Below are 24684 nucleotides of genomic sequence, written 5' to 3'. Positions count from 1 at the left end.
CATGGCGCAAACGCTGGCGTTGCGGCCCAATCCTGCCGTCGCCGTACCGCAGGTCGCGATGGTGATGGCGGCGGGCCTCGGCAAACGGATGCGGCCGCTCACCGCGACCCGTCCCAAGCCGCTGGTCGAAGTGGCGGGTAAGCCCCTGATCGATCACGTGTTCGATCGACTGCGAGCGGCGGGCGTCGCGCGCGCGGTGGTCAACGTCCATTACCTCGCCGACGCGATGGAAGCGCATCTCCAGCACCGTGTGAAGGGCATCGAGATCGCGATTTCGGACGAGCGCGCCGAATTGCTCGAGACCGGCGGCGGGCTGGTGAAGGCATTGCCGTTGCTCGGCGATTCGCCGTTCCTGTGCGTCAACAGCGACAATCTGTGGGTCGATGGGCCGGTCGACGCGATCCGCGCGCTCGCCGCGACCTGGGATCCCGACCGGATGGATGCGCTGCTGCTGATGGTGCCATTGGCGCGCGCCAACAGCCATTTGGGCCAGGGCGATTTCCATCTCGACGCGCAGGGGCGGATCGTCGGGCGGCGCAAGCCCGGGCGGCTCGCGCCCTTCGTCTATACCGGGGTGCAGATATTGAGCCCCAAGCTGATCGTCGATTATCCGCAGGGGCCGTTTTCCACCAATATCTTCTGGCAGCGCGCGATCGATGCGGGGCGCGCTTGGGGCATGGTGCACCAGGGGCTCTGGTTCGACGTCGGCAGTCCGGGGGCGATCGGCGCGGCCGAGGCGTTGCTCGCCGATGGCTGAGCGCAGGCTCGGCCTCTATACGATACCGCCGCATCGGGCGTTCGCCGATACGCTTGCGATCGGGCTGATCCGGCGCTTCGGGCGCGACCGGATGGGGCTGGCGCGCGGGGTGGTGCTGGTGCCCAATCATCGCGCTGGGCGGGCGATCACCGATGCGTTCGTGCGCGCGAGCGAGGGCGGGTTGCTGCTGCCGCGGATCGTGGCGATCGGCGATCCCGATCTCGACGAGGCGGTGGGGCCGCTGTTCGATCCCGCCGATGCCGATCCGGTGCCGCCGGCAGTCCCACCGCTCAAGCGCCGGATGATCCTGGCGCGGCTGCTGACCGAGGCACGCGGCGACGCGATCGAACCTGCCGAGGCGGTTCGATTGGCCGGCGAGCTGGGCCGCACGCTCGACCAGATGCAGGTCGAGGAGGTCGAGGCGTCGGCGCTGCGCGATCTCGAACTCGCCGCCGAGCTTTCGGACCATTGGCAAAGCGCGCTGTCGACTTTTGAAGTGGTGCTCGATCGCTGGCCGGGCGAGCTGGCGCGGCTGGGGATGATCGACATGGTTGAGCGGCGGCGGATGCTGCTCGATCGCACCGCAGCCTCATGGCGCGAGCGGCCGCCCGAAGGGTTCGTGTGCGTCGCGGGCGTCACCAATTCCTCGCCGCCGATCGCGCGGCTGTTGCGGGTGGTGGCCGAGATGCCGCGTGGGCTGGTCGTGCTGCCGGGGCTCGCAACCGATATGGACGAGGCGCAATGGGCATCGCTCGGGCCGCACGCGTCCGATCCGGTGACCGGCGCGCGGATGCGGTCGATCGAGACCCACCCGCAATATCATTTGAAGCTGCTGCTCGACCGGATGGGGGTGAACCGCGCCGAAGTGGCGGCGTGGCGGGTGGCGAGCGAGCTGGATGCAACCCCGGCGCGCGGCAAGGCGATCGCCAGCGCGATGGCCCCCGCGGCGTTCACCCATCTGTGGACGACGTTGCCCGGCGGCCAGCGGCGCTTCGACGGGGTGCGCGCGCTCGAGGTCGCGACGCCAGCCGAAGAGGCACAGGCGATCGCGCTGGCGCTGCGCGAGGTGCTCGAACTGCCGGGGCGGACCGCGGCGCTGGTGACCCCCGATCGTAATCTTGCGCGGCGGGTGGCGGCGCATTGCGCGCGCTGGGGCGTGGCGGTCGACGATTCGGCGGGGCAGAAATTGTCGACGCTGCCGCCGGGGACGCTGTTGCTGGCGATTGCCGATGCGATCGGCCAGCGCTTCGCGCCGATGGCGTTGCTGACATTGCTCAAGCACCCGCTGGTCGCGGCGGGCGAGGGGCGGCTGGCATGGCTCGAAGGCGCGCGCGCACTCGATCTGGCGCTGCGGGGGCCGCGGCCGGGGCCGGGGCTCGAGGGGATCGACGCGCATCTGCGCGAGGGTGACAAGCGGACGGCAAGGGTGCGCGAGACGGCGGCGGCGTGGTGGAGCGAGGCGCGCGCGCGGTTGGAGGGGATTGCTGCCTTAAGCTCCCCTCCCTGGAAGGGAGGGGCTGGGGGTGGGTCGAGTGCTCGCGATACGGAAGCGCTTGTGCCCCCGACGTCAGCAGCTCCAGGCCTCCACCCACCCCCGACCCCTCCCTTCCAGGGAGGGGAGTTGTCGAGCCTCATCGCGATGCTCCGCGAAGCCGCCACGACGCTCTGTGGCGATGCCGTCTGGTCGCGCGCCGATGGCCGCGCTGCGGCGCAATTGCTCGCCGACCTTGAAATCGAGGGCGCCGATGGCCCGCGCCATGTCGCCCCCGGGGATCTGTTGCCGCTGCTGCGCACGCTCTTCGAGGAAGTCTCGGTGCGGCCGCCGCAGGGCGGGCATCCGCGCCTGGCGATCTACGGTCTGATCGAAGCACAGTTGCAGACGGCGGACCTGATGGTGCTCGGCGGGCTCAACGAAGGCGTCTGGCCGGCATTGCCTGCGCCCGATCCCTGGCTTGCGCCGCGCATCCGTAGCGAGTTGGGGCTGCCCTCGCTCGAACGCCGGATTGGGCTTGCCGCGCACGACTTCGCGATGGCGCTCGGCGCGCCCGAGGTGCTGCTGACGCGGGCGCGGCGCGATTCGTCTTCGCCGACGATCGCGTCGCGCTTCTGGCTGCGGATGGAGGCACTGTCGGCGGGGCTCGAAGCCCCCAAGGGGCTGGCAGATTGGGCGCGCGCGCTCGACCGGCCCGATGCCTACGCGCCTGCCACCCGGCCCGCGCCCAATCCGCCGGTCGAGGCACGCCCGCGGAAAATATCAGTGACCGAGGTCGATCGGTTGAAGGCCGATCCTTACGCCTTTTACGCGCGGCGGATGCTGGGGCTGATGCCGCTCGACCCGGTCGATGCCGATCCGACCCCGGCGTGGCGCGGCACTGCGGTCCACGCGGTCTTGCAGGCCTGGTCCGAGCAGGACCAGTGCCGGCCCGACGCGCTCAAGCCGCGCGCGCTGGTGATGCTCGGCGATGCCCGCACGCATCCGGTGCTGCGCGCATTGTGGCAGCCGCGCTTGATCGAGGCGATCGACTGGATCGCAGGCGAACTCACCCGCCAGCGCGACGAGGGCCGCGCGGTGATCGACGTCGAGCAGGCGGGCAAGCTGCAGATCGCGGGGGTGACGCTGAGCGGCAAATATGACCGGATCGACCGGATGCCCGACGGGACGCTGGGGATCGTCGATTACAAGACCGGTACCCCGCCGTCGAACAAGGCGGTAACCGCCGGATACAGCCTGCAACTGGGGCTGATCGGGCTGATCGCCGAGCGCGGCGGGTTCGAGCGGGTCGACGGCATCGCGCGGACCTTCGAATATTGGTCGCTGGGGCGCAATGCCGGCAAGTTCGGCTTCATCCGCTCGCCGGTTGCGCCCGAGGGCAAGGGCGGCAAGATTGATCCCGACGACTTCATCGCCACAGCTTTCGATCACTTCCAGCGATCGGTGGAGCAATGGTTGACCGGCGAAGAGCCTTTCGTGGCGAAGCTGCAGCCTGAATATGCGCCTTATGCTGAGTATGACCAGCTGATGCGGCTCGATGAATGGTATGGCCGTGAGTAGCGCTATACATCCGCTGAAGGGCGCGCAGCGCGAAGCTTCGGACCCGACCGCGCATATCTGGCTGTCGGCGTCGGCGGGGACGGGCAAGACCCAGGTGTTGTCGGCGCGCGTGTTCCGGCTGCTGCTGCACGGCGCGCGGCCCGAGGGCATATTGTGCCTGACCTTCACCAAGGCGGGCGCGGCGGAGATGGCCGAGCGGATCAACGGCACGCTGGCGCGCTGGGTTCGAATCCCAGAGGCGCAATTATTCGCCGAATTGCAGGCGCTGGGCGAGCGTGGGAGCATCGAGCAGATCGAACGTGCGCGCAGGTTGTTCGCGCGGGTGCTCGATGCGCCCGGCGGGCTGCGGATCCAGACGATCCACGGTTTTTGCCAGAGCCTGTTGTCGGCCTTCCCGGTCGAGGCCAATCTGGTGCCGGGTTTCCGGCCGCTCGAAGGGCGAGAAGAGGCGGTGCTGGCGCGCGAGGCGCTGGCGCGGATGCTCGAGGACGAAGCGGCCGCCGGGCGGGTGCGGATCGTCGAGGCGATCGGCGCGCTGTCGCTGCGGCTGGGCGAGGGCAAGGCAGAGGATTTCCTGATGGCGTGCGCGCGCAAGCCAGCGGCGATGGCGGCGCTGCCGGGCGGCATCGGCCCGTTCATCCGCCGCGCGCTCGATCTGCCGAGCGGCGATATCGGCGCCGAGATCGAGCGATGCTGCGGCGATGATGAGTTCGACATGCCATCGCTGCGCGGTATCGCCGCGGCGAATGCCGGCTGGGCGACCAAGACCGGGCTCGCGCGCGCCGACGCCATCGCGCGCTGGATCACCGGTTCGCCGCGCGCCCGGGCGGCGGGGTTGGGCGAGCTGCATTCGGTATGGGCGACGGCAAAGGGCGAGATGCGCGCCAAGCATGGCCCCAAGGACGAGGGCTATGACGGCTGGGCGGTTCGGCTGCACGAGCGTTGCGGCGCGCTGCTCGCGATGCGGTCGCAGGCGGCCTATGCCGATTGCTTGGCCGAAGCGCTCGAGGCGGGGCGGGCTTATGCCATCGCCTATGGCGAAGCGAAGCGGCGCGCGGGCGCAGTCGATTTCAACGATTTGATCGAGGCGACGGTGAGACTGCTCGAGACGCCGGGTATGGGCGATTGGGTACGTTACAAGCTCGACCAGGCTACCGACCACGTGCTGATTGATGAAGCTCAAGACACTAATTTTGAGCAATGGCGGATCATTGGTGCGCTCGCTGACGAGTTTTTCGCGGGCGAGGGCGCGCGCGGATCGGGGGTGCGGACGCTGTTCACCGTCGGCGATTACAAGCAGGCGATCTATGGCTTTCAGGGCACCGACCCGGTCTATTTCGGCGCGGCGCAGGCGCGGTTCGATGCGCTGGCGAGCGCCGAACCCTTCCCCAACGAGCCTGCGCGCCCGCTGCAATCGCTCTCGCTGACGCAGAGCTTTCGATCGACCCGGACGGTGCTGCGCTTCGTCGATGCAGCGATCGAAGCGGTGCCCGAACCGGGGCTGGGGGCGCTGAGCGCGATCGAGCCGCATGCCTCGCAGGTCGCAGGGCCAGGGATCGTCACGCTGTTGCCGCCGGTGGTGGCGGGGGGCGATGCCGACGATGAGGAAGGCTGGGTCGACGACGCGACGCGCAAACTCGCCAAGCGGATCGCGCGGCAAATCCGGCAATGGCTCGACGACGGGCATAGGCTGGGGGCCAAGGGCCGCGCGCTTCGCCCCGAGGACATCATGATCCTTGTCAAGCGGCGCGGCGACCTCGCGGCGCTGATCGTCGCGCGGCTTTATGCCGAGGGGGTGCCGGTGGCGGGGGTCGATCGGTTGCGGCTCAACGCGCCGCTGGCGGTGCAGGATCTGCTGGCGGCGGTGCGCTTTGCGTTGCAGCCCGAGGATGATTTGAGCCTTGCCAGCCTGTTGGTGTCGCCGCTGATCGGCTGGACGCAGGATGAATTGATGGCGGCGGCGATGGATCGCCCGGCGACCAGCCTGTGGCGGCATCTGCGCCGCACGCAGGACGAGGCACGGCTCGCGCCCTTGTTCCTGTTGCTGCGGCGCGCCGACGTCGCGACTCCCTATCGTTTCCTCGAAGAAATCCTGTCGGGCGACCTCGACGGGCGGCGCAAGCTGATCGCGCGGCTGGGCGAGGAAGCGCGCGATCCGATCGAGGAGTTGCTCAACGCCGCACTCAATTTCGAGGGGCTGACCGCACCGTCGATGCAGCGATTCCTCGACTGGTTCGATCGCGGCGATGTCGAGATCGTGCGCGATTCTTCGCGGCCGCAGGCGGCGGTGCGGGTGATGACCGCGCATGGGGCCAAGGGGCTGCAGGCACCGCTGGTGATCCTGGCCGACGCCACCGCCGATCCCAAGGCGGCGCGGCGCGACCTGCTCGACTGGCTGCCCGAGCGGCATGAGGGCGCGGCGTTTCCGATCTTCCGCCCGCGCCCCGAGGAGCGTGGCGGGCCGCTGGGCGAGGTGCTCGCGGCAACCGTGCAGCGCGAGATCGAGGAGCATTGGCGGCTATTCTATGTCGCGGCGACCCGCGCCGAGGAGCAATTGGTGATCGCCGGATCGCTATCTGCACGCGCCAAGGGCGAGCCGCCGGCGCTTAGCTGGTATGCGGCGTCCGTGCGGGCGTTTGATTCGCTGGGGGTTGCGCCGGGCGAGACGCGGATGCTCGACGATGCCGAATTGCCGGTGGCGGCCAAGGCCGTGGCTGCGGTTGCTGCCGAGGCATCGCCCGCGCTTCCCGGTTGGGCGCGGCGACCCGCGCCGCAGGAGGCGCGCCCGCCAAGGCCGCTAGCCCCGTCGGCGATCGGCGACGATTCGGTCGCTGATCCGCCGCCGACCCCGGCGATGCGCGCCGCTGCCGAGCGCGGGCGGTTGCTGCATGGGCTGTTCGAGCGGTTGCCGGGGGTTGCGCCAGCCGAGCGGCGGATGGCGGGCGAGCGTTGGCTTGCGCGCGCTGGCGCGGATGATGTCGCGCCCCTCGTTGATGCCGCGCTGGCGGTGATCGAGCATCCCGATTTCGCCGAATTGTTCGGCGACGATGCACTGGTCGAGGCGCCGATCGCGGCGGTGGTAGAGGGCGCGGTGGTATCGGGCACCGTCGATCGCCTGCTGGTGCGCGACGACCGGATCGTGCTGGTCGATTTCAAGACCGGGCGCAGCGCGCCAGCGACGAGCGACGACGTGCCGGTGTACCATCTGCGGCAGATGGCGGCCTATGCCGCGGCGTTGGCGGTGATCTTTCCCAGGCGGGCGGTCGAGGCAGCGTTGCTCTACACCGCCGCGCCGCGGCTGATCGCGTTGCCCGCCGAACTGCTGGCATTGCACAAGCCCGGCTTCGCGCGCGGGGAGCAAAGCTTGGCCTCGCGCGCTTGAGCCAAAGCGCGGCGGTGCATAGATTGTCGTTCAAGACGTTTCAGGAGAATTTCGATGGGTACCAAGGCAATCACCGACGCAAGCTTCGACACCGACGTGCTCGGGTCGGACAAGCCGGTACTGGTGGATTTCTGGGCCGAATGGTGCGGGCCTTGCAAGATGATCGGGCCGAGCCTGGAGGAACTGTCCGAGGAACTGGGCGAGCAGGTGACGATCACCAAGCTCAACATCGACGAGAACCCCGACGCGCCCGGCAAGTACGGCGTGCGCGGCATCCCGACGATGATCCTGTTCAAAAATGGCCAGCCTGCGGCGACCAAGGTTGGGGCCGAGCCCAAGGGGCGGTTGAAGGCGTGGCTCGAGGGCGAATTGGGCTGATTGCAACCGTCATTCCGGCGGATGCGGGGATACGCAAAGGCGGCAGTTGAGGTTTGGGCCTCGACCGTTCGGGCTCTGGATCCCCGCTTTCGCGGGGATGACGGGGTGCTTCAGCTGCGATAGTCGGCGTTGATCGAGATGTAGCCGTGGGTGAGATCGCAGGTCCACACCGTGGCGCGGCCTTCGTGCAGGCCTAGGTTCACGCCGATCTCGATCTCCTGCCCCTTGAGATGCGCGGCGACGGGCGCCTCGTCATAGCCTTCGACCACCAGTCCTTCGCGCGCGACTTCGATCCCGCCGAAGCGGATCGACAGCAGGTCGCGCTCGGCGGGTTCGCCTGCCTTGCCGACTGCCATCACGACTCGGCCCCAATTGGCGTCCTCGCCCGCGATCGCGGTCTTCACCAGCGGTGAATTGGCGATGCTCATCGCGATCGTGCGCGCGCTGCGGTCGCTGTCGGCGCCTTCGACGTCGACCCGGATGAACTTCGTCGCGCCCTCGCCGTCGCGCACCACCAGATGCGCGAGCTGGCGGCAGACATCGCCGAGCGCGGCGCGGAAGGCGTCGGCGCCCGGATCGGTGGCATCGCCCAGCACGCGGTTGCCCGCCTGGCCGGTCGCGAACACCAGCACGGTGTCGCTGGTCGAGGTATCGCTATCGACGGTGATACACGAAAACGTGTCGCGATTGGCTTCGGCCAGCGCGTCCTGCAGGAAGCCGGGCTCGACCGCGGCGTCGGTGAAGACGAAGCCGAGCATCGTCGCCATGTCGGGGGCGATCATTCCCGAACCCTTGACGATCCCGCCGATCGTCACGGTGCGACCATCGACGATCGCGGTCGCGGTCGCGCCTTTGGCGAAGGTGTCGGTGGTGCCGATCGTGTCGGCGGCTTCTTCCCAAGAGGCGGCCGGCGCGGCGAAGGCGGCGTCGAGCCCGGCCTCGGCCTTGTCGATCGGCAGCGGCACGCCGATCACGCCGGTCGAGGCGACGAAGATGTCCGAAGGCTGGCAGCCCAGATGCGCAGCGGTGCGCGCGGCGATCGCCTCGACAGCGGCGCGCCCGCGCGCGCCGGTGAAGGCGTTGGCGTTGCCCGCATTCACCACCAGCGCGCGGGCGCGGCCAAGCACCAGTGCCTTGCGGCACCATTCGACTTCGGGCGAAGGGCACTTGCTCTGCGTCGTGACACCCGCGACGACGGTGCCTTCGTCGAGCGTCACGAAGGTTAAGTCCGCGCGGTCCCACGGCTTGTACCCGGCGCGCGCGACATGCGGGGTGACGCCGGCGATGGTGGGGATGGCGGGGAAGGGCAAAGCGAGCGGGGAGCGGGTCATGCGCGCGGGTTAGCGTGGTTGGGGGCGCTTTGCTACGGGGGTGGGGCGCTGGTCGCGGCACTATTTGGCGGCATTCGGTGGACGTTCATCGTTCGACGCCATAAGTAGCGGATCGTGAACCTGCTTCCGTTCCTCTACGCGCTGCTTGCGGCGATTACCGGTATCGCCGCTGGCGCCACGGTCATCGACGAGCCGCGCGTTGCCGCGAGTGCGGTCGGGCAACGCGCGCAATCGGTTGCGGTCGCTGCCTCGCGGCTGGTGACGGTGCCGCTGCGCGCTTCGTTCGAAGCGTTGCGGTCGCGCGTCGCGCCGGCGCTGCGTATCGACGCACTACGCTTTGCGCTGGCCTTCCTGCCCGCCGACGAACGCCCCGCGCGCCGCCGCGAATAGGCTGCCGGCCGGCGCGGGACCCCGCGCGCGCCCCTTGCTCTCGTCATACAAGCGCTCCCGGCACGTGCATTCGCGGCCGGTCGCTGCGACCAAAATATCAGGAAATCATCATGTTCGGTGGCCTAGCCAAGACCTTTTTCGGTTCCTCCAACGATCGCTACGTCAAGTCGCTCGGCTCGATCGTCCAGAAGATCAACGCGCTCGAACCCTCGCTCCAGGCGATGAGCGACGACGAGCTCGCGCAGCAGACCACGCGCTTCCGCGATCGGCTGGCGGCGGGCGAAACGCTCGACGATATCCTGCCCGAAGCGTTTGCGACCGTCCGCGAGGGATCGGTGCGGATCCTGGGCATGCGCCATTTCGACGTCCAGATGATCGGCGGCATCGTCCTGCACCGCGGTGAGATTGCCGAGATGCGGACGGGTGAGGGCAAGACGCTGGTGGCGACGCTCGCGACCTATCTCAACGCGCTGGCGGGCAAGGGCGTCCACGTCATCACCGTCAACGACTATCTGGCGCGCCGCGACGCCGAGTGGATGGGGCAGCTCTACCGTTTCCTCGGCATGACCACCGGGGTGATCGTTCCCAATCTGCCCGACCATGAGCGCCGCGCGGCCTATCATTCGGACATCACCTACGGCACGAACAACGAGTTCGGCTTCGACTATCTGCGCGACAACATGAAATATGACCGGGCGTCGATGACGCAGCGGCCCTTCGCCTATGCGATCGTCGACGAGGTCGATTCGATCCTGATCGACGAGGCACGCACCCCGCTGATCATCAGCGGCCCGACCGACGACAAATCGGATTTGTATCGCAGCGTCGACCTGATCGTGAAGCAGCTGGCGCCCGAGGATTACGAGAAGGACGAGAAGCAGAAATCGATCATCCTGACCGAAGACGGCACCGAGCGGATCGAACGCCTGCTCGAAACCGCAGGCCTGCTGCAGGGCGCGAACCTGTATGATTTCGAAAACACCCAGGTCGTCCACCATGTGAACCAGTCGCTGCGCGCGAACATGATGTTCAAGGTCGATACCGACTATATCGTCAAGGACGACAAGGTCGTCATCATCGACGAATTCACCGGGCGGATGATGGACGGCCGCCGCTGGTCCGACGGGCTGCATCAGGCGGTCGAGGCCAAGGAGGGCGTGCAGATCGAGCCCGAGAACCAGACGCTGGCATCGATCACCTTCCAGAACTATTTCCGCATGTACCCCAAATTGAGCGGCATGACGGGTACCGCGGCGACCGAAGCCGCCGAATTCCACGACATCTACAAGATGAACGTCGTCAGCATCCCCACCAACGTCGAGGTCCGCCGGATCGACGAGGAGGATGAATTCTACAAGACGATGCAGGACAAGTTCATCGCGATCGCCAAGGCGATCCGGGTGCATGCCGAAAAGGGCCAGCCGGTGCTGGTGGGTACCGTATCGATCGAAAAGTCCGAGCTGTTGGGCGAATATCTCACCCAGGAGGGCGTGCCGCACAAGGTGCTGAACGCGCGCTATCACGAGATGGAGGCGTACATCGTCGCGCAGGCTGGACGCGCCGGCGCGGTGACGATCGCGACCAACATGGCGGGGCGCGGTACCGACATCAAATTGGGCGGCAACCTTGAGTTCCGCGTCGAGGAAGAGCTCGCCGAGATGCCCGAGGGCCCCGAGCGCGACGCGGCGATCGCCAAGATCCGCGAAGAGATCGAGGTCGAGAAGCAGGCGGTGCTCGCCGCCGGCGGGCTGTTCGTGCTCGGCACCGAGCGTCACGAGAGCCGCCGGATCGACAACCAGCTGCGCGGGCGTTCGGGGCGTCAGGGCGATCCCGGCCTCAGCCGCTTCTACCTCAGCCTCGACGACGATCTGCTGCGCATCTTCGGCCCCGACACGATGTTCGCCAAGATGATGCGGTCGAACATCGGCGATGGCGAGGCGATCGGCAGCAAGTGGCTGAGCAAGGCGATCGAGACCGCGCAGAAGAAGGTCGAGGCGCGCAACTACGACATCCGCAAGCAGGTCGTCGAATATGACAACGTCATGAACGACCAGCGCAAGGTGATCTACGAGCAGCGCAGCGACATCATGGATGCCGACACCGTCGGCGACGTCGTGATCGACATGCGCGCTGAGACGGTGAACGCGATCGTCGCCGAGGCGATCCCGCTCAACAGCTATCACGAGCAATGGAATGTCGAGGGGCTGAAGGAGCGCGCGCAGGCGGTGCTAGGCATCGACGTGCCCGTCGATCAGTGGATCGCCGAGCAGGACGGGCTCGAGCCCGAGGATATCGAGACGCGGATCCGCGAAGCCGCCGACAAGCTGATCGACGACAAGTCGGCAGGGCTCGCGCCCGAGACGTGGAGCCAGGTCGAGAAGTCGATCCTGCTGCAGAATCTCGATCACCACTGGAAGGAGCATCTGGCGATGCTCGATGCGCTGCGGCAGGTGGTGCATCTGCGCGCCTATGCGCAGAAGACGCCGATCAACGAATATAAGCAGGAAGCCTTCGCGATGTTCGAGCGGATGCTCTCGGCGATCCGTGAGGACGTGACGAGCACCTTCGCGCGCGCGCAGTTCCAAATGGCGCCGCCTCCGGGCTTGCCCGAACTTCCCGATTTCCTGACGCATCATTTCGACCCGCTGACCGGCGAGGACGACAGCGACGATTGGGACGCCGCGACCTTCGGCACGCTGCCGCAGCAGATGCCGCCGTTCCAGATCCCGCAGCCGACGGGCGAAGCGATCGGCGAGGATCCGGCGGACTGGGAGGGCAAGGTCAGCCGCAATGCGACGTGCCCGTGCGGTTCGGGGCGCAAGTACAAGCACTGCCACGGCGCGCTGGTGGCCTGAGCGGGTGAGGCTCCCCTCCCTGGAAGGGAGGGGCTGGGGGTGGGTAGGCCGGCAAGGCGAGGCCAAGTCCGCCAACTGCCCAACCCACCCCCGACCCCTCCCTTTCAGGGCGGGGAGGAAAGCCAAAAAAAGGGACCGCGCATCACCCGATGCGCAGCCCCTTTTGCATTCGATCACCAAGTCACCCGATCAGCGACGACCCGGCTCGGGCAGCGCGACGTTGGGCCCAAGATTCTCGATCACTTGGCGCGCATCGAAGGCGCGGACATTGTCGGCGGGCTTGGGGCCACGACCGGTGAGGATTTCGGCCATCGCCTCGTAGCGGTCGATCTGGCGGATGTCGGCCATACCGCCGCCGAAGCCACCGCCAAAGCCGCCGCCCCAGCCACCCCAACCGCCCCAGCCGAGGCCCGGACGGAAATAGCGCCAGCGCGGGCCCCATCCGCCGAAACCGCCAAAGCCACCGCCCCAACCGGGACCAAAGCCATTATCGATGATCTGGGTGCGCGTGCGGCGTTCGGTATCGCGGTCGACCAGCGTGAAATGGTCGAACCCGCGCTCTAGCGTGAGCTGTGCCGCGCGGAACAGCAGATAGCGCTCGACGGTCTCGCGCGCGGTGACGCTGTTGCCCGAGAAGGATACGCGGAACCGATTGGCTTCGATCTGCTCGTCCAAATAGCCGGTGCGGCTGTAGCCCTGGCCGGTCGCGGGCGCATAGGGGGTGGGGGTGGCGCATGCGGCCAGCGCCAGGGTGCTCGCGATTGCGAGCAGTGCGGGACGGAAACGGCGGTCAGTCATTCATACTCTCCACGGGCGCGCCGACGAGACGCTTAGCCAAACCAACGCGCGGCGGCGCGTTGCGCTCCACGCTGTATAGCGACGAAGAGTGGCATGAACAGGATTGATCGTTGCTGAACGGCCGCGCCATGCCGCAAAACGGCAAGAGCGGCGGTGGCTCCCCGGGCCTGATTCGAACAGGCGACCATTCGATTAACAGTCGAACGCTCTACCGCTGAGCTACCGGGGAACACCGTCGAGAGCGGCCAGGCCGCCCGCGTCGAAGCGGCTGGGCCGCTGCGGGAGCGGGGCCTATAGCAGTGGTTTTTCGCGCTTGGCAAGCGGGCTTTCGCCGAAAGATCGCGTTGAGGCTCAGGCGATGAACTGTTCCATCGTAATCCGGTCGTCGAGCGCGTGTTCAGGATCGAACATCAGCGTCAGCCCGCGCATCCGATCGATCGCGATCTCGACGTGCGCGACGTCGCGTACCTCGCGTTGGTCGGCCACCGCGCTGACCGGCCGCTTTTCGGGTTCGAGCACGGTGATCGCGATCCGGGCCTTCTCCGGGAGGATCGCGCCGCGCCAGCGCCGCGGACGAAACGGGCTGATCGGGGTGAGCGCCAGCAGCGCCGAACCCAACGGCAGGATCGGACCGTTGGCCGAGAGGTTGTATGCGGTCGAGCCCGCAGGGGTCGCGACGAGGATGCCGTCGCAGACGAGCTCGGGCAGCACCGCGCGGTCGTTGACCGTGACTTCGAGCTTGGCGGTCTGGCGGGTTTCACGCAGCAGCGAGACTTCGTTGATCGCGGGAATCTGGTGCGTCTCGCCGTCGATCGTCGTCGCGGTCATCGACAGCGGCGATACGCGAAAGGGCTTGGCGCGCGCGAGCCGCTCGTCGAGCCCCTCGAGCCGCCAGTCGTTCATCAGGAAGCCGACAGTGCCGAGGTTCATGCCGAACGCCGGTACGATCCGGCGGCGCTCGAGCATCGCGTGGAGCGTCTGCAGCATGAACCCGTCGCCGCCGAGCACGACGATCATGTCGGCCTCGTCGGGCGCCACCCATTCGTAGCGGTCGCGCAGCTCGCGCTCGGCCACCTGCGCGGGGTGGGTGGGCGAGCCGACCAGCGCGCGGCGAACGCCGTCGCTCATCCGCCGGTGACGCTCATGTGGCGCGATACCGCGGGCGCGGCCCCAGCTTCGACGTTGAAGTCGTGCGCTGCGGGCTTGGCGGCGATCGCCTCGTCGAGCGCGGCATCGACCGCGGCAAGCCCGCCGCTGCGGATCGCCGCCTTGAGATCGACCGAATCGTCATGGCCGAGGCAGGTGTAGAGCATCCCCTCGGTCGTCAGCCGGACGCGGTTGCAGCCCTGGCAGAAATTGCCGGTGAGCGGCGAGATTAGCCCGAGCCGCGTCGACGATCCGTCGACCTGCCAATAGCGTGCTGGGCCGCCGCTATCGTGCGCGTTGCGCACCAGCGCGAAGCGCTGGGCCAGCGTATCGAATACGCGCGTCAGCGGCACGAAGCGGTCGGCGCGATCCTCGTCGATCGCGCCCAGCGGCATCGTCTCGATCAGCGTGAGGTCGTGACCTTCGGCAACGGTCCAGGCGAGGATCGCAGGAAGTTCGTCTTCGTTCAGCCCCTTGAGTGCGACGGTGTTGATCTTCACCGCGATCCCCGCCGCGGTTGCCGCGCGGATGCCCGCAAGCACTTGTCGCAGGTCACCATGGCGGGTGATGTGGCGGAAGCGATCGGGGTCGATACTGTCGAGGCTGACGTTGATCCGCCGCACCCCGGCATCGGCGAGCGCACCGGCGTGTTCGACCAGCCGGGTGCCGTTGGTGGTCATCGTCAATTCGTCGAGCCCGGTGCCGACATGTCGTCCCAGGCGGCGGACAAGGTCGATCGCGTCGCGGCGGACCAACGGCTCGCCGCCGGTGAGCCGGATCTTGCTAACCCCGCGCTCGATGAAGCGTTCGGCGATCAGCGCCATTTCGTCGAGGCTGAGCAGCGCCGATCGCGGCAGGAAGCTCATCTTTTCGGCCATGCAATAGCGACAGCGCAGATCGCACCGATCGGTGACCGAAACGCGCAGATAGCGGATGGTCCGCCCGTGGCGATCGATCAGGGCGGGGGAATTCGGCATCGCGCTACAGCTAAGGCCTGCCCGGCGATGGCACAAGGTGGCGAACCCTTGGGCCAATGTGGCGGCCAGCGTGGATTGGCGCGCGGGGCGGACGCGGCTAAACCCATGGCTCGGCGCGACCTTGTGCCGGGGGAACCCATGCGCACGTGACACAAGCCGATACCTCCGCTGCGCCCCATCTTCCGCTGTTCATCCTGTCGTTTCGGCAGCGTGACGAACTTGCTGCGCTGGCGGCGCGCGGCGGCTGGCGCGTGGTCGCGGCGCGGCGCGACGAGGCGGTCGAGCGGCGGTTTCGCGCGAGCGGCGCCGAACTGGCGGTGGTAGATGCGCGCGGGTCGCTGGCACAAGGACTGGCGGCGGTAGCGGCGCTGGCGGGCGCCGGCGCGTCACGGCCCGAGGCGATCCTGGCATGCGTTTCGCGCGGCGACGTTGGAGCGCTGGGCGATTTCTATTCGGCAGGCGCAACGCATTTCCTGGTCAGCCCGATCGCCGAGGCCGAGTTCCTGCACGCGCTGCGTTTTGCCAGGCGCGGGATCGCCGATGCCGAACGCGCCGAAGACAGGCCCGCCGACATGCTGGGGTGGCGCTACGACCCCGCGCGGCGGACGGTGCAGCTGACCCCCGCGCTGGCGGCGGTGCTCGAGCTGGGCGAGACTCAGACGGTGCGCGCGCTGCTGCGTAAGATCACGCGCGACGAACGCGGGATGCTCGCGCGCGCACTACAACGGCTTGCCGGCGGCACCGTTACGGCCTTCGCGCATGATCTGTCGCCGCTGGGTCGCGTGGTCCAGCACCTGCAGCGCGACGCGCGCACCGGGCGGCTGCAGTCGCTCGTCGAGCCGCTGGGCAATCCGCCCGACGTCGGCGCGGTGCTGCGCGAGACGATGCCTGCGGTGCGCGACGAGCAGGGTGCGCGGCAATGGATCGATCACGCGCTTCTGGCGGGTACTGCGCTACAGGTCGCGGTGGTGACGCTCGCGCGGTTCGATGTCGTCAACATGGCGTATGGCCGCGCGGCAGGTGACCGGCTGCTGCGCGCGGCGGCCAAGCGGATCGAGGAGGCGGCATCGGCGGTGCTGGGGCGGCGGGCGATGGTCGCCAGGCTGGGCGGCGCCGATTTTGCGGTGGCGACGCGCGAGGGCGCGGACGACCTTGGGCGCGTGACGCTGGCGGTGGGGGCAGCGCTGGGGCGGCCGTTCGTGGTGGGCGGCGAGATGGTGCCGATGGGCGCACGGATCGCGACCGCGGCGAGCGCCGAGGGCGACGACGCAACCGCATTGCTCCGCCGTGTCGGCGATGCGCTTGACTCGCGGAGGGGCGAGAGCGGGCGCGACCAGATCGAGCGGCTGGCAACCGAATTGCGCCAGGCGATGGAAGCGGGGCAGGTCGACATCCTGTTCCAGCCGCAGGTGGTGATCGCGACCGGAGCGATCGTCGGGGCCGAGGCGCTGGCGCGCTGGCAGCATCCGGTGCTGGGCGAATTGGGCGCCGAGCTACTGTTCGCGGCCGCCGACCGCGCGGGGCTTGCGCTGGCTTTGTCCGAGCATGTCCAGGCGCTGGCGCTGCGCCGCGCGGCGGGCTGGCCCGCGGCGCTGGGGCGATTGCGGCTGGCGATCAACATCACCGCGGGCGACATGGCCAAGCCCGACTTCGCCGATATCCTGCTCGGGCGGATCGACGCCAGCGGCTTCCCGCGTTCGCGACTGACGATCGAGATCACCGAGAGCGGGTTGATCGAGGAACTCGGCGAAGCAGCGCGGCTTCTCGCCGAACTGCGCCGAGCGGGATGCCGGGTGGCGATCGACGATTTCGGCACCGGCTATTCGAGCCTTGCCTATCTGAAGGCACTGCCGCTCGATTATCTCAAGATCGACAAGCAATTGAGCCAGGATATCGAAGGCACCCCGCGCGACCGGATCGTGGTGCGCGGGGTGATCGACATGGCGCGCTCGCTCGGGCTGGCGGTGATCGCCGAGGGGGTCGAGACCGACGTGCAGCTCGACCTGCTGGCCAAGGAAGGGTGCCAGTATTTCCAGGGGTTCCTGTGCGCGCCCCCGGTCGACGTGGCGGCGCTGGTGGCATTGGTGGAGGGACGGCAATGATCGGATTATGGGCGGTGCCGGTGCTGGTCGCGGTGGCGCAGGTGCCCGAGCCGAGGGTGGCGATCGAAGCGGCGATGCGCGATTCGGCAGCAGGATGGAATGCGGGCGACCTCGACCGGTTCCTGGCGGTATATTCGGATGATCCCGCGACCAGCTTTACCGGGGCCAAGGGTTTGGTGCGTGGCAAGGCGGCGATCCGCGCCCGCTATATCGCGGGGTATCCGGCGATCTTCGGCCCGGCGGCGAAGCACGAGGCGATCCCGGTGCTGTCGTTCGTGTTCGAGGATTTCCGGCTGCTGGGCGAGGGCCACGCGCTGCTCACCGCGCGGTGGCGGCTGGGCGAGGGCCAGACCGGCATGACGACGCTGGTGTTCCGGAGTGAGGATACAGGCTGGCGGATCGTGGCGGACCATAGCAGCTGAGCGGCAACCCCTCTTTCCGTTCGTGCTGAGCTTGTCGAAGCACCGTTCTTCTCGCGTTGGCAGAAGAAGAACGGCGTTTCGACAAGCTCAATGCGAACGGGGAGGGGAACTACCCCGCCGCCTTTGCCAGCCCCCGTGTGATTTGCAGCGCGGCGTTCAGCCTTGCCTTGGGGTTCGCGAACGGGCGGGTGATTGCCAGCTTCATGTCGGGGCGCAGCTTCGCCGACCCCTCGAGCCGCGCGACATAGGCGAGCAGCCCGTCGACATTGGGGAACCGGTCGGCATGGAACGCCACCAAAGCCCCGCGCGGGCCAATATCGAGCTTGGCGATGCACGCGCGCTTGGCGTTGAGCTTGGCTTCCATCAGCACCAGCAGATTCTCGGTCGGCTCGGGCAGCTTGCCGAAGCGGTCGATCATCTCGGCGGCGAACGCCTCGATCCCCGGGCGATCGTCGACATCGTTGAGGCGGCGATACAGCGCCATCCGCAGGTCGAGATCGGGGACGAAGGTTTCGGGGATCAGGATCGGCGCATCGACGGTGATTTGCGGGCTGAACTCGCCGGGCTGCAATTCGCCATCGTCGCGAGTGCGGCCCGCCTTGGCGTCCATGATCGCCTCCTCCAGCATCGACTGGTAGAGTTCGTAGCCGACTTCGCGAATATGGCCGGTCTGTTCGTCGCCGAGCAGATTGCCCGCGCCGCGAATATCGAGATCGTGGCTGGCGAGCTGGAAGCCTGCGCCCAATGATTCGAGGTCTGAGAGCACCTTCAGGCGTTTGTCGGCCGCCACGGTCATCAACCGCTCGGCGGGCGTCGTCATATAGGCATAGGCGCGGGTCTTGCCGCGCCCGACGCGGCCGCGAAGCTGGTATAGCTGGGCGAGGCCGAACTTGTCGGCGCGGTTGATGATCATCGTGTTGGCGCTCGGGATATCGAGCCCGCTTTCAACGATCGTGGTCGACACCAGCACCTCGAACTTCTTGTCGTAGAAGGCCGACATGCGCTCCTCGACCTCGGTCGGGGCCATCTGGCCATGCGCGACCACGTAGCGAATTTCGGGGACTTCGCGGCGCAGATAGTCCTCGATGTCGGGCAGGTCGGCGATCTTGGGCGTGACGAAATAGGCCTGGCCGCCGCGATAATGCTCGCGCAGCAGCGCCTCGCGCACCACCACCGGGTCCCAGGGCATGACATAGGTGCGAACCGCCAGGCGATCGACCGGCGGGGTCTGGATCACCGACAGGTCGCGCAGGCCCGACATCGCCATTTGCAGCGTGCGCGGGATCGGGGTGGCGGTGAGCGTCAGGACGTGGACATCGGCCTTCAGCGCCTTCAGCCGCTCCTTGTGGGTCACGCCGAAGCGCTGTTCCTCGTCGACGACGACCAGGCCGAGCCGCTTGAAGTCGATCCCCTTCGACAGCAGCGCATGGGTGCCGATGACGATATCGACCTGGCCGTCGGCAAGCCCTTCCTTCACCCCCTTGGCCTCGTTGGCGGGGACGAGGCGCGAGAGGCGACCGATGCGGATCGGGAAGCCTTCGAAACGCTGGCTGAAATTGGTGTAATGCTGGCGCGCGAGCAGCGTCGTGGGGCACACGACCGCGACCTGCATCCCCGCCATCGCCGCGACGAAGGCGGCGCGCAGGGCGACTTCGGTCTTGCCAAAGCCGACATCGCCGACGACCAGCCGGTCCATCGGCTTGCCCGCCGAAAGATCGCCCAGCACATCCTCGATCGCGCGGTCCTGATCCTCGGTTTCCTCATAGGGAAAGCGATCGAGGAACGAGGGATAGCCGCTCGAATCGGGTTCGGCGATCTGGCCGGGGCGGGTGGCGCGCTTGGCGGCGACGATGATGAGTTCGCCCGCGATTTCGCGGATCCGCTCCTTCATCTTCGATTTGCGGCGCTGCCATGCCTCGCCGCCCAGTCGATCGAGCGTGGCGGCTTCCTCGCCCGATCCGTAGCGTGACAGGACGTCGAGATTTTCGACCGGCACGTACAGCTTGTCGCCGCCGGCATATTCGAGCGCAACGCAATCATGCGGGCTCTGCCCGACGGGGATCGAGGTCAGCCCCTTGTAGCGGCCGATGCCGTGATCGACATGGACGACGAGGTCGCCCGGCGACAGCGACGACAATTCGGCGAGGAAGGCGTCGGTCGATTTCTTGCGCTTGGTCCGGCGGATCAGCCGGTCACCGAGCATGTCCTGTTCGGTGAGCACCGCGATGCCGGGGGCGGTGAAGCCGTGATCGAGCGGCAGGACGATGAGCGCGACCTTGCCCGCGTCCTTTGCGGCGAGGCCGAGCGCTTCCTGCCAGCTTTCGGCATGGGCCGCGCCCTTGAGGCCATGATCGGCGAGCAAGCCGCCCAGCCGTTCGCGCGCGCCGATCGAATAGCTGGCTAGGATCGGCTTGCGGCCCTCCTTGCGCAGCTTGGCGACGTGCGCGACCACGGCTTCGTACACGTTCGCCTGCGCGGTGCGTTCGGGGGCGAAGTCGCGCGGGCCGTCGACTTCGAAATCGAGCACGGTGGCGCTGGCGGGTTCGTGGAAATGGCTGATCAGATGCGCGCGCGCTTCCTTGAGCAGCCCGGCCCATTCGTCAGCGAGCAGGTAAAGCTGGTCGGTGCCGAGCGGGCGATAGCTGCCGACATCGGTGCTCTGCGCGCGGACGCGGTTGGCCTGATAATCGGCGATCCCCTCGAATCGCGAATCGGCGGCGGCGGGGGCGTTGGCATCTCGGACGACGACGGCATCGTCGGGGAGGTGGTCGAACAGCGTTTCGAGCCGTTCCTCGAACAGCGGCAGCCAATGTTCCATGCCCGCGAGCCGCCGGCCTTCGCTCACTGCCTGGTATAGCGGATCGCCGGTCGCGGTGGCGCCGAAGCGTTCGCGGTAGCGGCTGCGGAAGCGCTTGATGCTGGCTTCATCGAGCAAAGCTTCGGAGGCGGGGAGCAGGGTGAAGCCGTCGATCCGCCCGGTGGTGCGCTGGTCGGTGGGGTCGAAGGTGCGGACGCTTTCGATCTCGTCGCCGAAAAAATCGAGCCGCAGCGCCGAATCGCTGCCCGACGGCCATAGATCGACCAGCCCGCCGCGCACCGCGAATTCGCCCGAGTCATGCACCGTGTCGGTACGCAGATAACCATTGGCCGACAGCAATTCGGCGAGCCGCGCGAGCGAGATCCGCTCGCCGGGGGCGAGCCGCGCGACGAGCTGGCGGATGCGGAACGGGGTGAGCGTGCGCTGGGTCGCGGCGTTGACGGTGGTCAGGAACAGCCGCGGGCGGGTGGGCCGGGTCTGGATCGCGTGCAGCGCGCCCAGCCGTTCGGACATGGTACGCAGCGACGGGCTGGCGCGGTCATAGGGCAGGCAATCCCAGGCCGGGAATTGCAGCACTTCGATTTCGGGCGCGAAGAACGGCACGGTGCCCGCAATCGCGCGCATCTCTGCATCGTCCGACGCGATCAGCACCGCGCCACCGGGTGCCGCACGCGCCAGATCGGCGAGCAGGACGGGGACGAAGCCGGCGGCGACGCCCGACAGGGTAAGCGGCTGGCGCGCGCCGAGAACGGTGGAGATGTCGGGCATTTTGCTCTTTGCTCCCCTCCCCGAAAGGGAAGGGTTGGGGGTGGGTGGCGTGCTCGTGGTACGGATGGAGTGGATGCGCGGCGACGCTATCGCCTGGCCTCGACCCACCCCCGGCCCCTCCCTTCCAGGGAGGGGAGATTTCAGCGCGCGATCGGTACGTAGTTGAGCGTTTCCATCGCCTGCATCAGCGTGCCGCGATAGTGGTCGGGCACTGCTTGCGTCCCCATCGCCCACGCCATGATATCGACATCCTGTTCCTCGATCAGCACCTCGAACTGCTCGATCTCGGCGTCGGTCCAGCCGGCGTGATGCTGGTCGAAGAAGCCGCCGATCAGCAGGTCGGCTTCCTTGGTGCCACGATGCCAGGCGCGAAATCGCAGGCGCTTTATTTTCGTATCGCGGTCCATCATCTCTCCAACGCGGATAGACCGGCGGCGCTGGAAGCGGCCGCCGGCTGGTGTATGGGGGCAGATAGGCATGCGACCCGATCTACTCAATCCATTGTTCGCCGAGGTAACCGTCCTGAAGGGGGTGGGGCCGGCGATGGCCAAGCCGCTCGAGCGGCTGAAGCTGTCGCGCGTGGTCGATGTGGCGTTTCATCTGCCCACCGGCTGGATCGATCGCTGCCCGCGCGACGAACTCGACATGGCCGATGCGGGGCGGGTGATCGCGATCCAGCTGACCGCGGTCGACTATAAATCGAGCGCGGGTCGCGGGCCGACGCGCGCGCATGCGGTCGACGCCAAGGGCAATTATGTCAGCCTGGTCTATTTCGGCGGCCATTCGGGCTGGGTGAAGAAATTGCTCCCGCTGGGCGAGCCGCGCTTCGTGTCGGGGAAGCTCGAGCTGTACGGCCAGGAATTGCAGATCGTGCATCCCGACATCGTCGTGCCGCCCGAGGAGGCGAGCACCGTCGGCGGGCGCGAGGCGATCTATCCGCAGGCCGAAGGCATCAACTCGAAGCGCCTAGCCGCCTTCGCCGCGCAGGCGATCGAGCGCGCGCCCGATCTGCCCGAATGGATCGAGCCGAGCCTGAAGGCCAAGCATGGCTGGCCCGGCTGGCGCGAGGCGCTCGCGAACATCCACGCCGATCCCGCCGATGAAAAGGCGCGTGCGCGGCTGGCCTATGACGAGGTGTTCGCCAACCAGCTCGCGCTGCTGCTGGTGCGCGGCGAGGCGCGGTCGAAGCGCGGGCGGACGCTGGTGGGTGACGGGCGGCTGCGCGACCGGCTCGATCTGCCCTATTCGCCGACCGGCGCGCAATCGCGCAGCATCGGCGAGATCGAGGGCGACATGGCGCAGAACCGCCCGATGCTGCGGCTCCTCCAGGGCGATGTCGGATCGGGCAAGACGCTGGTGGCGACGATGGCGTTGCTGATTGCGGTCGAGGGCGGGGCGCAGGGTGCGCTGCTGGCTCCCACTGAAATCCTCGCGCGCCAGCATTACGAGACGCTGTCGCGGACGCTGACGGGCATTGCCACCGTCGCGATCCTGACCGGGCGTGACAAGGGGCGGGTGCGCGAATCGACGTTGATGGGGCTGGCCGACGGATCGATCGACATCCTGATCGGCACGCATGCGATTTTTCAGGACAGCGTGACCTACAAGGCGCTGGGGCTGGTGGTGGTCGACGAGCAGCATCGCTTCGGCGTCGCGCAGCGGATGCTGTTGCAGGCCAAGGCTGCGGTGCCGCCGCATCTGCTGGTGATGACCGCGACGCCGATCCCGCGCACGCTGACGCTGGCGCAATATGGCGAGATGGACGTCAGCCGGCTCGACGAGATGCCGCCAGGCCGCCAGCCGATCGAAACGCGGGTGCTGTCCGAGGAGCGGCTTGCCGAAGTCGTCGAGGCGCTCGGCCGGCATCTGGAGGGCGGGGGGCAGGCCTATTGGGTGTGCCCGCTGGTCGAGGAAAGCGAGACGTCGGACATGGCGGCGGCCGAGATGCGCGCCGAGACGTTGCGGCGGCGCTTCGGCGATGCGGCGGTGGCGCTGGTGCATGGCCGGATGAAGCCGCTCGAAAAGGACGCCGAGATGGCGCGGTTTTCCGAGGCGCGCGCGGGGGTACTGGTGGCGACGACGGTGATCGAGGTTGGCGTGGATGTGCCCAATGCAACGTTGATCGTGATCGAACATGCCGACCGATTCGGGCTGGCGCAGCTCCACCAGTTGCGAGGGCGGGTCGGGCGTGGTGGCGGGAAATCGGTGTGCCTGTTGCTGCGTGGCGGAACGCTCAGTGAAACCTCGCGCGCGCGGCTTGCGCTGATGCGCGAGAGCAATGACGGGTTCCGGATCGCCGAGGAGGATCTGCGGCTGCGCGGCAGCGGCGAATTGCTCGGCACCCGGCAATCGGGCGAGATGACCTTCCGGCTGGCGGCGCCCGAGATGCTCGGCGAGCTGTTGCCGCCGGCGAATAGCGATGCGCGGCTGCTCGTCGATCGCGACGGGGGCTTGAGCGGTGAGCGCGGGCAGGCGGCGCGGGTGGCGCTGTATCTGTTCGAGCGCGACGCCGCGGTGGGGCTGTTGCGGTCCGGATAGCCCCCCACCCGTTCGTTTCGAGCGAAGTCGAGAAGCGGGGCTTCGGGAACGGTTTCTCGCCTTCGCTCGAAACGAACGGTTCCTTCCACGGGCGCCGGAAGATAGGGCACCCTCCATGGGCAATCTCATTCCAATCCTGGCTGCATTGCTTGGCGGCATCGGCCTAGCGGTACAGCCGCCGACCAATGCCGCGCTTGGGCGCAGCGTCGGCTCGGTGCTCGTCGCCGCATTGCTGTCGTTCGCGATCGGCACTGCGATCCTGTTCGCGATCTGGCTGGCCGCCGACCGGACCCCGCTGGCGAACGTACGGAGCGCCAAGCCGTGGATGCTATTGGGCGGGCTGTACGGCGCCTATTTCGTCGCCGCCGCGGCCTTCGCCGCGCCGCGGCTGGGGCTCGCATCGATGCTGACGATCATGATCGCCAGCCAGCTGGTCGCCGCATTGGTGCTCGACCAGTTCGGGCTGTTCGGGCTCGATCGCGCGCCGGTAAGCCTTGCGCGCGTCGCCGGGGTCGTGTTCGTGCTGGTCGGCGTGGTGCTCGTGCGCCGCGGCTGAGGTTCAGCGCTTGAGCATCGTCGCGAGCAGCTCATAATAGGATGCGCGATCGATCGCGACGTCGAAGCTGCAGCCTATCCGCCCGCCCAATGCCCAGCGTATCTCGGCCACCATCACCCCGATCACCGGCAGCGTCACGCGAATGCGCTGTCCCGCGACATAGTTGGTCTCGAGCCGCGCCATCATCCCGTGCGGCGAAATGTTGACGATCTGCAGCGACAGCGGGCGCGCATCGGGACCGAAGCCGCGCGCGCGATAATCGACCAGGTCGCGTTCGACTTCGCGCTGGTCGGCATAGGATACGGCACTGCTCACACACGCCCCCTGGGTACAGTCCGGCGCCGTATCGCCGGGTACATACACCTAGCTCGCCACGCATGAACCGCATGGCAATAGAGGTACTTAACCGGGGGT

17 protein-coding genes and 1 tRNA gene are annotated in these 24684 nt (G+C 67.8%); 10 read left to right on the top strand and 8 right to left on the bottom strand.

Annotated features, from left to right (window positions below; genetic code table 11):
- Position 1: 1 nt before the first annotated feature.
- The 4 genes from NMP03_RS05170 to trxA are packed head-to-tail and all read left to right on the top strand — an operon-like array spanning position 2 to position 7569.
- Positions 2-757, top strand: coding sequence for a nucleotidyltransferase family protein (locus tag NMP03_RS05170; RefSeq protein WP_256507450.1), 756 nt, complete (start codon positions 2-4; stop codon positions 755-757).
- Entirely contained in the window at positions 750-3809 is a 3060-nt protein-coding gene (gene addB / locus NMP03_RS05165; RefSeq protein WP_256507449.1) for a double-strand break repair protein AddB, read from the top strand. Before NMP03_RS05170 ends, addB begins: the two co-directional genes overlap by 8 nt.
- Positions 3796-7191, top strand: coding sequence for a double-strand break repair helicase AddA (gene addA / locus NMP03_RS05160; RefSeq protein ID WP_256508018.1), 3396 nt, complete (start codon positions 3796-3798; stop codon positions 7189-7191). The genes addB and addA overlap by 14 nt, the downstream gene beginning before the upstream one ends.
- Before the next feature lie 54 nt (positions 7192-7245).
- Positions 7246-7569 (top strand): thioredoxin TrxA, encoded by a 324-nt coding sequence (gene trxA, locus NMP03_RS05155; protein WP_256507448.1) that lies wholly within the window; start codon positions 7246-7248, stop codon positions 7567-7569.
- Positions 7570-7679: 110 nt separating this feature from the next.
- Here the strand turns inward: trxA and argJ are convergent, their stop codons facing one another.
- Entirely contained in the window at positions 7680-8900 is a 1221-nt protein-coding gene (gene argJ / locus NMP03_RS05150; protein WP_256507447.1) for a bifunctional glutamate N-acetyltransferase/amino-acid acetyltransferase ArgJ, read from the bottom strand.
- Positions 8901-9014: 114 nt separating this feature from the next.
- Here argJ and NMP03_RS05145 point away from each other — a divergent pair, with 114 nt between their 5' ends.
- The gene (locus NMP03_RS05145; RefSeq protein WP_256507446.1) at positions 9015-9290 is read left to right on the top strand and encodes a hypothetical protein; all 276 of its coding nucleotides are present in this window, start codon (positions 9015-9017) and stop codon (positions 9288-9290) included.
- A gap of 110 nt (positions 9291-9400) precedes the next feature.
- Positions 9401-12145, top strand: coding sequence for a preprotein translocase subunit SecA (gene secA, locus NMP03_RS05140; protein ID WP_256507445.1), 2745 nt, complete (start codon positions 9401-9403; stop codon positions 12143-12145).
- 189 nt (positions 12146-12334) lie between these two features.
- Here the strand turns inward: secA and NMP03_RS05135 are convergent, their stop codons facing one another.
- The 4 genes from NMP03_RS05135 to moaA form a co-directional block, all read right to left on the bottom strand.
- Positions 12335-12943 carry a CC0125/CC1285 family lipoprotein gene (locus NMP03_RS05135; RefSeq protein WP_256507444.1) on the bottom strand — a complete coding sequence of 203 codons (609 nt, stop codon included), beginning with the start codon at positions 12941-12943 and terminating at the stop codon, positions 12335-12337.
- A 154-nt stretch (positions 12944-13097) separates the two neighbouring features.
- Positions 13098-13172, bottom strand: a tRNA-Asn gene (locus NMP03_RS05130).
- Positions 13173-13294: 122 nt separating this feature from the next.
- Positions 13295-14071, bottom strand: a complete 777-nt coding sequence (locus NMP03_RS05125; protein ID WP_256507443.1) for an NAD kinase — start codon at positions 14069-14071, stop codon at positions 13295-13297.
- Positions 14068-15066 (bottom strand): GTP 3',8-cyclase MoaA, encoded by a 999-nt coding sequence (gene moaA / locus NMP03_RS05120; RefSeq protein ID WP_256507442.1) that lies wholly within the window; start codon positions 15064-15066, stop codon positions 14068-14070. The genes NMP03_RS05125 and moaA overlap by 4 nt, the downstream gene beginning before the upstream one ends.
- 146 nt (positions 15067-15212) lie before the next feature.
- Between moaA and NMP03_RS05115 the strand changes: the two genes are divergently transcribed.
- Both NMP03_RS05115 and NMP03_RS05110 read left to right on the top strand, forming a co-directional pair.
- Positions 15213-17168 (top strand): putative bifunctional diguanylate cyclase/phosphodiesterase, encoded by a 1956-nt coding sequence (locus NMP03_RS05115; protein ID WP_256507441.1) that lies wholly within the window; start codon positions 15213-15215, stop codon positions 17166-17168.
- The gene (locus NMP03_RS05110; protein ID WP_256507440.1) at positions 17165-17590 is read left to right on the top strand and encodes a YybH family protein; all 426 of its coding nucleotides are present in this window, start codon (positions 17165-17167) and stop codon (positions 17588-17590) included. Before NMP03_RS05115 ends, NMP03_RS05110 begins: the two co-directional genes overlap by 4 nt.
- A gap of 109 nt (positions 17591-17699) precedes the next feature.
- On the opposite strand, the gene mfd is transcribed toward NMP03_RS05110, so the two are convergent.
- Positions 17700-21176 carry a transcription-repair coupling factor gene (gene mfd, locus NMP03_RS05105; RefSeq protein WP_256507439.1) on the bottom strand — a complete coding sequence of 1159 codons (3477 nt, stop codon included), beginning with the start codon at positions 21174-21176 and terminating at the stop codon, positions 17700-17702.
- A 140-nt stretch (positions 21177-21316) separates the two neighbouring features.
- The gene (locus NMP03_RS05100; protein ID WP_256508017.1) at positions 21317-21583 is read right to left on the bottom strand and encodes an FAD assembly factor SdhE; all 267 of its coding nucleotides are present in this window, start codon (positions 21581-21583) and stop codon (positions 21317-21319) included.
- A gap of 70 nt (positions 21584-21653) precedes the next feature.
- Between NMP03_RS05100 and recG the strand changes: the two genes are divergently transcribed.
- Together recG and NMP03_RS05090 are read left to right on the top strand one after the other, a co-directional pair.
- On the top strand, positions 21654-23714 hold the full coding sequence (recG, locus tag NMP03_RS05095; RefSeq protein ID WP_256507438.1) for an ATP-dependent DNA helicase RecG: 2061 nt from the start codon (positions 21654-21656) through the stop codon (positions 23712-23714).
- 115 nt (positions 23715-23829) lie between these two features.
- Positions 23830-24270: a DMT family transporter gene (locus NMP03_RS05090; RefSeq protein WP_256507437.1), complete on the top strand. Its 441-nt coding sequence runs from the start codon at positions 23830-23832 to the stop codon at positions 24268-24270.
- 3 nt (positions 24271-24273) lie between these two features.
- Here the strand turns inward: NMP03_RS05090 and NMP03_RS05085 are convergent, their stop codons facing one another.
- Positions 24274-24585 carry a PilZ domain-containing protein gene (locus tag NMP03_RS05085; protein ID WP_256507436.1) on the bottom strand — a complete coding sequence of 104 codons (312 nt, stop codon included), beginning with the start codon at positions 24583-24585 and terminating at the stop codon, positions 24274-24276.
- Between the last annotated feature and the right edge of the window lie 99 nt (positions 24586-24684).

Origin of the sequence: Sphingomonas qomolangmaensis, from assembly GCF_024496245.1 — a bacterium.
GTDB lineage: Bacteria > Pseudomonadota > Alphaproteobacteria > Sphingomonadales > Sphingomonadaceae > Sphingomonas > Sphingomonas qomolangmaensis.
Note: the sequence above shows the minus strand (reverse complement) of the source record. Positions and strands in the feature narration are given on the sequence as shown.